Annotated in this window: 8 protein-coding genes; 2 read left to right on the top strand and 6 right to left on the bottom strand. The window is 70.4% G+C overall.

The genetic code is table 11. The features are described from left to right. Window positions 1–407, bottom strand: a 407-nt coding sequence (locus RDU12_RS08045; protein WP_308684411.1) for a PAS domain-containing protein, incomplete at its 3' end; no start/stop codon positions are given. A 78-nt stretch (window positions 408–485) separates the two neighbouring features. After that, window positions 486–1,643: a cell wall hydrolase gene (locus RDU12_RS08040; RefSeq protein WP_308684410.1), complete on the bottom strand. Its 1,158-nt coding sequence runs from the start codon at window positions 1,641–1,643 to the stop codon at window positions 486–488. A gap of 313 nt (window positions 1,644–1,956) precedes the next feature. Here RDU12_RS08040 and RDU12_RS08035 point away from each other — a divergent pair, with 313 nt between their 5' ends. Beyond that, entirely contained in the window at window positions 1,957–5,598 is a 3,642-nt protein-coding gene (locus tag RDU12_RS08035; protein WP_308684409.1) for a PAS domain S-box protein, read from the top strand. Here RDU12_RS08035 and RDU12_RS08030 read toward each other — a convergent pair. Continuing rightward, window positions 5,595–5,957 carry a DUF6481 family protein gene (locus RDU12_RS08030; protein WP_300291424.1) on the bottom strand — a complete coding sequence of 121 codons (363 nt, stop codon included), beginning with the start codon at window positions 5,955–5,957 and terminating at the stop codon, window positions 5,595–5,597. The two genes, RDU12_RS08035 and RDU12_RS08030, sit on opposite strands and share 4 nt — an antisense overlap. A 160-nt stretch (window positions 5,958–6,117) precedes the next feature. Further along, window positions 6,118–6,303, bottom strand: coding sequence for a hypothetical protein (locus tag RDU12_RS08025; protein WP_308684408.1), 186 nt, complete (start codon window positions 6,301–6,303; stop codon window positions 6,118–6,120). Window positions 6,304–6,749: 446 nt separating this feature from the next. On the opposite strand from RDU12_RS08025, the gene RDU12_RS08020 reads away from it, so the two are divergent. Beyond that, window positions 6,750–7,874, top strand: coding sequence for a cell wall hydrolase (locus tag RDU12_RS08020; protein WP_308684407.1), 1,125 nt, complete (start codon window positions 6,750–6,752; stop codon window positions 7,872–7,874). Window positions 7,875–8,060: 186 nt separating this feature from the next. On the opposite strand, the gene RDU12_RS08015 is transcribed toward RDU12_RS08020, so the two are convergent. Both RDU12_RS08015 and nadC read right to left on the bottom strand, forming a co-directional pair. Further along, window positions 8,061–8,258, bottom strand: a complete 198-nt coding sequence (locus RDU12_RS08015) for a hypothetical protein (protein WP_308684406.1) — start codon at window positions 8,256–8,258, stop codon at window positions 8,061–8,063. Window positions 8,259–8,326: 68 nt separating this feature from the next. Next, window positions 8,327–9,184: a carboxylating nicotinate-nucleotide diphosphorylase gene (gene nadC / locus RDU12_RS08010; RefSeq protein WP_308684405.1), complete on the bottom strand. Its 858-nt coding sequence runs from the start codon at window positions 9,182–9,184 to the stop codon at window positions 8,327–8,329. Window positions 9,185–9,300 lie beyond the last annotated feature (116 nt).

The raw sequence follows: 9,300 nt of genomic DNA, 5'->3' as shown, positions 1-9,300 counted from the left end.
CAGGTGCCGAACCAGCGGGTGATCTCGCCCGACCCGTCGCGGATCGGTCGGGCGCGGCCCAGGGTCCAGCGGTAGACGCCGTCGTGGCGACGCAGCCGGTATTCGATCTCATACGGCTCGCCGGTCTCGAGGCAGCGGCGCCAGAGCGCGAACGCCCGCGGCTGATCCTCGGGGTGGAACATGCCGTTCCAGCCTTCGCCATCGGTCGAGCCGGCGGGCACGCCGGTGAATTCGTACCAGCGGGCGTTGTAGTAGTCGTGGAAGCCGTCGGCGCGGGTCGACCACACCATCTGGGGCATGGAATCCGCGATGGCGCGGAACCGGGCTTCGCTCTCGGCCAGAGCCTTGACGGTCTGGGCCAGCTGGCGCTCGACGGAGGAGTCGCCGTTCGGGTCGGATTGGGTCACGGAGCCTCAATGACGGCGCGTCGCACTCGGGGACAGCACAATGCGCAAGGCCCCCAAAGCGTTGCATTGGCTCGATCTTCAGGACGCGGGGCGGCCCACTTCCTCGACGTCCATGACCGTCACGCCGGGCGGCGGCGGACTGGGGACCGGAGCCTTGGCGGGGGCTTCGAAGGCCGCCAGGCGTTGATTGATCTCGGCGATCTGCTCGGCAGTCGGCTGCTGCCGCCCGCCGAGTGAGGCGACGCCAACGACCCGGGTCCGGCCGTCGATGACAACCGTGCGCGCGGCGGTCTCGCCCTCGGCGGCGGCTTCGGCCAGGGCGGCTTCGGCCTCGGCGGCGGAGACGATCTGCAGACGCGGGCGGGCGAAGCGGGCCTCGTCGATGAGGGGCTCGCGGCCGGAGTAGGCCTGGCGGAACGCCGCCGGCTCGCCGTAGACGCCCTTCCAGCGATAGAAGATGTGCGCCCCGATCTGGGTCAGCTTGTTCAGCGTCGGGGCCCACCACGGGTGGACGTAGTTGGCGTGGTAGTGGGTGGCCGTGCCGACCTTGGCGGCGACATGGCCCGCCAGCGCGCGCTCGGCGACGCGGGCGGCGCGGGTCCAGGCCCAGGCGACCGGACCCTGGGCCAGCGAGCCGTCGCAGGTGAAGCTGAACTGGCAGCCGGTGACGCGCTCGGCGCCCTCATAGACCACGCCGCAGACGGAGTTGGCGTAGTTGGGGTCGCGGACGCGGTTGAGGATGACCTGGGCCACCGCCTCCTGGCCGTCGGTCGGCTCGAGCGCCGCCTCGTAATAGATGGCCTGGGTCAGGCAGCGGACGGCGCGGCGGCGATCCTCGGCCGTGGCCGGCTTGAAGGCGAACGGCTGGGCCGGCCGCAGAAGGCCCGAGACCGGCATGTCGGCGTTCAGCTTCTGGGCCTCGAGCCCGGAGGCGCCGAAATCCAGCGACGGCTTGCCGCCGAGGGACAGGCTCTCCCAGCCGGGCGTGAGACCGTAGAGGGCGGCGCGGCGAACGCTCGGGTCGTGGCGCATGGCGATGGCGAGCTGCGACGGCGTCATGCGCGCCGTGATGGCGGCCAGGCCCCGGCTGGTCAGGTCGCCGTCGGTCAGCTGGCGGACGACTTCGGCCCGACGATCGATCTCGGGACGGACCGTCGAACTGGCGGCCATGGCGACGCCGACGGCGGCCACGGCGGCGGGCGCGGCGGCGGCGAGCCGGCGCGTCCTCTTCAGCATCGATGTCCAGTCGATCCTGGCCAAATCCAGCTCCCTGCTCCGGCGACGACGCCGGACACCGTCCAATAGCCTCCAAGCGAGGCGGTTTTCAGGCGGAATATCCCCGCCCGGTCAAGGGTCAAAGTCTTCCGGGCGACCATCAGCGCCAAGCCGCAGACCCTGAAATCGGGTGGGCCGGCCCGCGGCGCAAGACCGACGCCTCGCCTGCCGCAAACGCCACGCTTGCCGGAACGCAAACGAGGCCGGTACGTTTTGCGTCGGTCGCGTACGCGCGAGCGGGGGTCATTTGGGCGCGATCAGTGGGCTTCGGCGGATGGTGGATATCGACGCGGGCGTGACGCGGCTCGCGCGGATTCGTCCGCGCGCCTGGTGGACCCAGGTGCTGATCGGCCTGGGTAGCGCCGCGGCCATGCTGGCGGTCCGCATGGCGCTGTCGGCCTTCTACGCCAACGTCACCGGCTTCATGATCCTGTTGCCCGCCGTCATCGTGGCGGCCCTCGCGGGCGGGCGTCTGGCGGGGACGGTGAGTCTGCTCGCGTGCCTGTTCGGCGGCTGGGCCCTTCTCGGCTGGGACGCGATCGGAACCGGCGTCTCCAACCGCATGGGCGTGATCGCCACGACCAACTTTGTGGTTGTCGGCCTGTTCGCCGCCGTCGTCGCCGCCTCGCTGCGCAAGGTGCTCTGGCGACTGGACGCCTCGATCGACGCGCTGCGCCTGTCCGCCGACCGGATCAGCGAGAGCGAAAACCGCCTGCACCTGATCAGCGAGCAGGCGCCCGTCATGCTGTGGATGAGCGACGAAGCGGGAAACTGCGTGCACCTTAACCAGGCGCTCAGGCGGTTCTGGGGCGTGACCGAACCGGACGCCTGCGTCGACGTTCTGGGGCTCGTTCACGAGGACGATCGCGCGCGGGTCGCCGCCGTCACCCTCGACGCGATCGAACGGGCATCGGGCTTCGAGGTCGAGGCGCGCTACCGTCGCGCCGACGGCGAATGGCGGATCCTCAGCACCGAGGCGCGTCCGCGGATCGACGCCGACGGGCGCTTCCTGGGGATGATCGGGGTCAACGTCGACGTCACCGGCGCCCGGGCGGCCGAGGCCGCGCTGCGGGAAAGCGAGGCGCGCTTCCGGCTGATGGCCGACACCGCCCCCTCCCCGGTCTGGCTGACCAATGCCGGGGGCGAGGTCGAGTTCGTCAACGCCGCCCTTGTCGACTTCTACGGCCGACCGCCGGAAGGAATCATGGGCCACGTCTGGCGCGAGGCGATCCACCCGGACGACCTGGAGAGCGTCAACGCCGCCCAGGCGAAAGCCCGCCCCCAACACCGGCCCTATGGCTTCGAGGCGCGGTTCCGTCGGACGGACGGGGCCTGGCGGTGGATGCGGATCGCGGTGAACCCCCGTTTCGACGCCAACGGCGTCTTCATGGGCTACGTCGGCATGTCGTTCGACGTCACCGACACGCGCGAGGCCATCGAGGCGATGGCGCGTCAGGAGCGTCGCCAGTCGTTCCTTCTGGCCCTGGCCGACTCGCTGCGCGATCTGTCCTCTTCCGACGACATCATGGCCGAGGTCGAGCGCGCGCTCGGCTCGGAGTTGAAAGCCCAGCGGGTCGGCTTCGGAGAGGTCGACCAGGAGCGGCGGCAGGTCACGATGAGCCGCGACTGGACGGCGGACGTGGCGAGCGCCCGCGGGCAGTTCTCGCTGGAAGACCTAGGCGCCGACCTGATCGCCGATCTCGCGGCTGGTCAGGCTGTGCGCATTTCCGATGTCCGCAAGGACCCCCGCACCCGGGACGTCGGGGATATCTTCAAGCGACTGCAGACCCGATCCCTGATGCGCGCGCCCCTGATCCGGGGCGGGCGTCTGCGCGCCTTCCTGTACGCCCACGATTCCCGGGTCCGGGACTGGACCGATGAGGAGGTCGAGCTTCTTCAGGAAGTCGCCGGGCGAACCTGGACCGAGATCGAACGCACCCGGGCCGAAGCCGAGGTCCGGGAAAGCGAGGAGCGGTTCCGCGCCATCGCGGACACGGCCCCCGTACTGATCTGGGTGACCCAGCAGGACCGGACCCGCGCCTTCGTCAACCAGGCCTATGTCGCCTATAGCGGCGGCTCCTATGAGGAAGCCCGCCTGCTGGACTGGCGCGCCATCATCCATCCGGACGACCAGGACCGGGTGCTGGAGGAATCCCTCGCCGGCGAGGGCACGGGCCAGCCCTTTTCGATGGAGGCGCGGTATCTGCGCCATGACGGCGAGTATCGCTGGCTGAAATCCTTCTCCCGCCCGAGGTTCGGCGCCAGCGGCGAGGTCATCGGCTTTGTGGGCGTGGCGTTCGACGTCACCGACATCCGCGAGGCGCAGGCCCGGCTGCTGGAATCGGAGACCCGCTTCCGGACCGTCGCCGACAGCGCGCCGGCGTTGATCTGGATGACCGACGAGAACGCGGCGATCACCTTCGGCAACCGCCGCTTCAGAACCTTCTTCGGAGTCGAGTCCGACGAGGACCTCGGCGCCGGCTGGAGCCGGCTGGCCCATCCCGACGACCGCGCCGATTTCGAGGCCGCCTACCAGCACGCCTTCGCCAATCGCGACCGCTTCGAAGGCGTCGTTCGGGTGAACCATCCGCAAATGGGCCTGCGCTGGCTGCGCTGCGAGGGGGTGCCCCGCTTCGACGGGGCGGGTCAGTTCCAGGGCTATGTCGGCGCCAATATCGATGTCACGGAGGCCAAACGGGCCGAGGATGACCTGAAGCGCATCAATGAGTTGCTGGAAGAACGCGTCGGAGAGGCCCTGGCGGAAAAGGCCAAGGCCGAAGCCGATCTGATGCACGCCCAGAGAATGGAGGCCGTCGGACGTCTGACCGGCGGGGTGGCACACGACTTCAACAATCTGCTGACGGTCGTGATCGGCGCGCTCGACATGATGCTGAGATCGCCGGCCGACGCCGCGCGGCAGAAGAAGCTGGGCGAGGCGGCCCTTTCGGCGGCGCGGCGCGGCGAACGTCTGACCCACCAGCTGCTGGCCTTCTCGCGACGCCAGGCGCTGCGGCCCGAGCCCACGGACCTGAACGGCCTGATCCGCGAGAGCGAGCCCCTGCTCCGCCGGGCCCTCGGCGAGGCGATCGACTTCAAGTTGAAGCTGCGGCGCGGCGGCGCCCGGGTCAGCGTCGACCCGGCCCAGTTCGAAGCCGCCCTGCTGAACCTGGTGGTCAACGCCCGCGACGCCCTGGGAGATCGTGGCAAGGTCACCGTCCAGACCCTCGGCTGCCCGGTCGCCGAGGGCGAGATCGCCGAGCTCCCGCCCGGCGACTATGTCTGCGTCACCGTCTCGGACAACGGCAGCGGTATGCCTGCCGAGGTCATCGAACGGGTGTTTGAGCCCTTCTTCACCACCAAGGCCGTCGGCAAGGGCACCGGTCTGGGCCTGAGCCAGGTCTATGGCTTCGCCCGGCAAAGCGGCGGCGGCGTGCGGGTGACGTCGAAGGTCGGTCGCGGAACCGAGGTTCGTCTGTACCTGCCGCCGCTGACGGAGACCGAGAGGGCTGAATCGGCCCCGACGCCGGTCGAGCTTCGGGCCGTGGCCGCCGGCCGCCGCCTGTTGCTGGTGGAGGACGATCCGGGCGTGGCCGCGGTGGCGCAGGAGCTTCTGGAGGGGCTGGGCCTGGAGGTCCGATCGGCCGAAAACGCCCCGCAGGCGCTCGAACTGCTCCACAAGGAGCGTTTCGACGTCATGCTGACCGACGTCGTCATGCCCGGCGGAATGACCGGCATCGAACTGGCCCGCGAAGCCGCGCGGACCTGGCCGGACCTGAGGATCGTCCTGACCTCCGGCTACGCCGGCGATGACGTCGACGCAGCCCTGGCGGACGCACCGTGGCCGTTTGTCAGAAAGCCCTATTCAGGAGAACAGCTGGCCGCCGTATTGGGCGACCTTCCGACCGGCGCCGTCTAGCGCTGGCGCGCCTTGCGGGCGGCGTAGCGGGCGTCGCGGGCGGCCTTCTGCTCTTCCTTGGAGAGTTGCTTGCGCTCCTTGCGGGCGGCGCGCTTTTCGGCCTCGACGGCCTCCTGGGCCTCGTGGTCGGCCGCGAGACGGGCGGCTTCGACCTCGGCCTTCTGGCGGCGGACCTCGGCCTTCTCCAGTTCGCGCTGCTGGCGCAGGGCCTCCTTCTCGGCGGCGCGCTTCTCCTGCAGCTTCTCGAACTCGGGGTCGGGTGCGGCGGGCTTGGGCTTGAAGCGGGCGAGCAGGGCCTTCTTGGCTTCCTGCTGGGCGCTGAGGCGGTCGGTAAAGCCGGTTTGTTTCAGATCTCTCATGCGAGCGGTCGTCGATGTCCTTGATTGAATGTCAGGCGCGCGAACGGCGCCGGCGAGCGGCGCTCAGCCAACGCCGGGTGGGCTAAGCCCATATGGGGGCGGAAATCAAGGTTGCGAGGCGGAAGACGGCCTCCGCTCCGCATTCAGGCCCACGACTGTGTCAGTTCGGCTTCTCGGCCTGACCCACGGCCGCGCCGGCGGCTCCGCCCACGGCTGCGCCGACCGGTCCGGCCACGATGGCGCCGGCGACGGCGCCGGTCGCGGCCTTCTGCTCAATGGTCTGGCCGCAGGCGGCGAGGCTGGAGGCGGCGACGGCCGAGGCGAGTACCAGTGCGATACGTTTCATGAGGGGCTCCTGTGCTGCTGCAGCGAGAACGCGACTACGGTCAAGGTGTTCCAGCGCAGCGCTTGGAAGAAGAAGGTGATGATTTCCAGCCTCCGAAGACAACATATTCGAGCTCTGACGGCCAACGACAGTCCGTCAACGCCTCCCGCCGGTTAATGTGACGTCGTTAATTACAGTAGTCTGACCTTCCACTTGTGTCGTATACATGGTGCGTCAATCGGTCACCTGACAGGGTACCCAAGACGCTCGCGCCTATGTTCGCGGCTGCATGAATCTTGCGAATCAACCACATTGCCGCCATAAATGGCTGGCTTAAGGCGCGTCCCCGACAGCCGGCCTGTTCGCCGACCGTCGATCTACCGCAGCCGGGCCGCGACCAATGGGTCGCCCCCGCCGCGAGACTAACCCGGGGGCGGCGCTGCGCCCTGCTGAACAGGATCGAGCCTTTGCCCAACCCCTCGCATTCGCGTGCGATCTCTCCTGCCGACCGCAAGGCCAATATCCGGCCTGGCGTGGCGGCGGCGACATTCGGCGCGGTGGTGGGACTGGCGATCGGCTGCGCCTATCTGGGCGGCGCCGTGGCGAAGGCGACGACGGTGCGGGCGCAGGCGGAGCGCATCGAGAGCGCGACGGCCGCCGGCTTCACCGAAGAGGCGCTCGCCGCCGCCGCGGGCGGCCTTGACGAAAGCGCCCTGGCCATCGCCCGGCGCCACGATCCCTATACGGTCGCCGGTTCGGCCCAGCGCGACCGGCAGGCGGCCCTGCTCACGGCCCGGCTCGAACAACTGCGGACCCGGTCGCCCGGCGACAGCCTGCGTCAGGTGAGCCTGACCGGGCCGATCGCGGCCCAGCCGTTCCGCCTCGGCGGCGCGCTCGACGCCTCCCGCGATCTGGAATGCCTGACCCAGGCCGCCTATTACGAAGCCCGCGGCGAAGGCCGGGATGGCATGAAGGCCGTGGCCCAGGTGGTCCTGAACCGCGTCCGCCACCGGGCCTTCCCCAACAGCGTCTGCGGCGTGGTGTTCCAGGGCGCGGCCCGGCGGACCGGCTGCCAGTTCAGCTTCACCTGCAACGGAACCATGCGCGGCCGCGTCAACCAGGCCGCCTGGAACCGCGCCCGCGAGATCGCCTCCAGCGCCCTGTCCGGCGCCGTCTACGCCCGGGTCGGCAACGCCACCCACTTCCACACCACCGGCGTTTCGCCGCGGTGGCGCCACTCGCTGGTGCAGGTCGGCCAGGTTGGAAGCCATCTGTTCTATCGCTTCGGCGGGCGTTCGGGCTCCGGTCCGGCCTTCAGCTACGCCGCGCGTCCGTCGACCGCCGCCGACACGCCGCAGCTGATCCAGGCCAGCCTCGATCCGACCAGCGCGGTGCGTGACGCCGGCGCCGTGGCCTACACCCTGCTGCTCGCCCAGGAGGGACGCGAACCGCCGGCTCCGGTCGCCACGGCTCCGGCCGCGCCCGCTCCGGCCCCGGCTTCGGCCCCGGTCCCGACCGTTAAGGTCGCGGCCCCGACCGCCGACGCCGCCTCGACGCCCACCCCGGCCGCCACCGCCGCACCCGCGGCCTGATCCCCAGGCTTCGCGGCGGCCTTCCAACGCCCGCGCGCGTCCTCGTCGCTGTGCGTCACCATCCACTGGATCAGGGCGCCGCCCCGAAGGGGACCGAAGTCCAGCCCCGGACGGGCCTCTGCCGTCGAAGCGTCCGGGTCGCCGCCCTCTGCGTCGCGACGTTCGGTCCACCCATCCCGCGGCATCTCAGCGGGCCCGGGGGGTCAGATTCTGCTTGATGTTGCCGAACCGGCCCTGCTGGGCGGTATTGACCCCGGCGTCTCCGGGCTGCCCGTCGTGCACATTGGTGCGTCGGTCGCGACGATCCGGCATGTCGCCCGAGACATCGGGCTGTTCACCCGGAACGCTCTGTTCTTCAGCCGGAATTTTGGGGGCCTGGGTCATGGTTCGCTCCTTGAACTGCGTGTTCAGGAAACGGGAGCCGGCGGCGGCTGTTCCTTACCGCCGCGCTTTCAGAGCGCGTCCAGGCCAATATCCAGCGACGGCGCCGAATGGGTCAGGGCGCCGACCGAAATGACATCGACGCCGGTCTCCGCGATCGCCCGGACGGTCTCCAGCCGGACGCCGCCCGAGGCCTCGAGGACCGGTCGACCGAACGACGAGCCGTTCGTCCGCGCCACCGCCTCGCGCAGCATCTCCAGGCTGAAATTGTCGAGCATGACCACGTCCGGCCGACCGGCCAGGGCTTCGTCCAGCTGATCCAGTCCGTCGACCTCGATCTCGACCTTCACCAGATGGCCCGCCACGGCCCGGGCGCGACGGATGGCCTCGCCCACGCCGCCGCAGACGGCCACGTGGTTGTCCTTGATCAGGATGGCGTCATCCAGGCCGAAGCGGTGGTTGACCCCGCCGCCGCAGGCCACGGCGTGCTTCTCCAGCGCGCGCAGGCCGGGCGTGGTCTTGCGCGTGTCGGCGATGCGCGCGCCCGCGCCTTCGACGGCCTCGACATAGGCGCGGGTCAGGGTCGCCACCCCGCACAGCCGTCCCAGCAGGTTCAGCGCCGTCCGTTCGGCGGCGAGGAAGGCGCGGGCGTCGGCCTCGGCCTCGACCAGCACGGCCCCGGCCTCGAAGGCGTCGCCGTCGTGGGCCTTCAGCTCGATCGTCGCCGCCGGATCCATGGCCAGAAGGGCGAGCCGCACGCAGTCGACCCCCGCCAACACCCCCGGCTGCCGGGCTGCGAACGCCGCCCGCATCCGCGCGCTCTCGGGGATGCAGGCCTGGCCGGTCAGGTCGCCGGCGCGACCGAGATCCTCGGCCAAGGCCATCCGCACCACCGGTTCGATCAGCAGGTCGGGCAGACTGCGGGTCATGGTCGCTCCGTTCATTCGGCCATGGCCGGCGTCCGCGCCCGGTCCGGCAGCAGCGGGGCGCGGGTCGAGATCGACAAGCCGCAATGGCAGGCCAGCGCGCTGTCGGCCGATGGTGC

It is taken from the genome of Brevundimonas sp., assembly GCF_031082345.1.
Classification (GTDB): Bacteria; Pseudomonadota; Alphaproteobacteria; order Caulobacterales; family Caulobacteraceae; genus Brevundimonas.
Note: the sequence above shows the minus strand (reverse complement) of the source record. Positions and strands in the feature narration are given on the sequence as shown.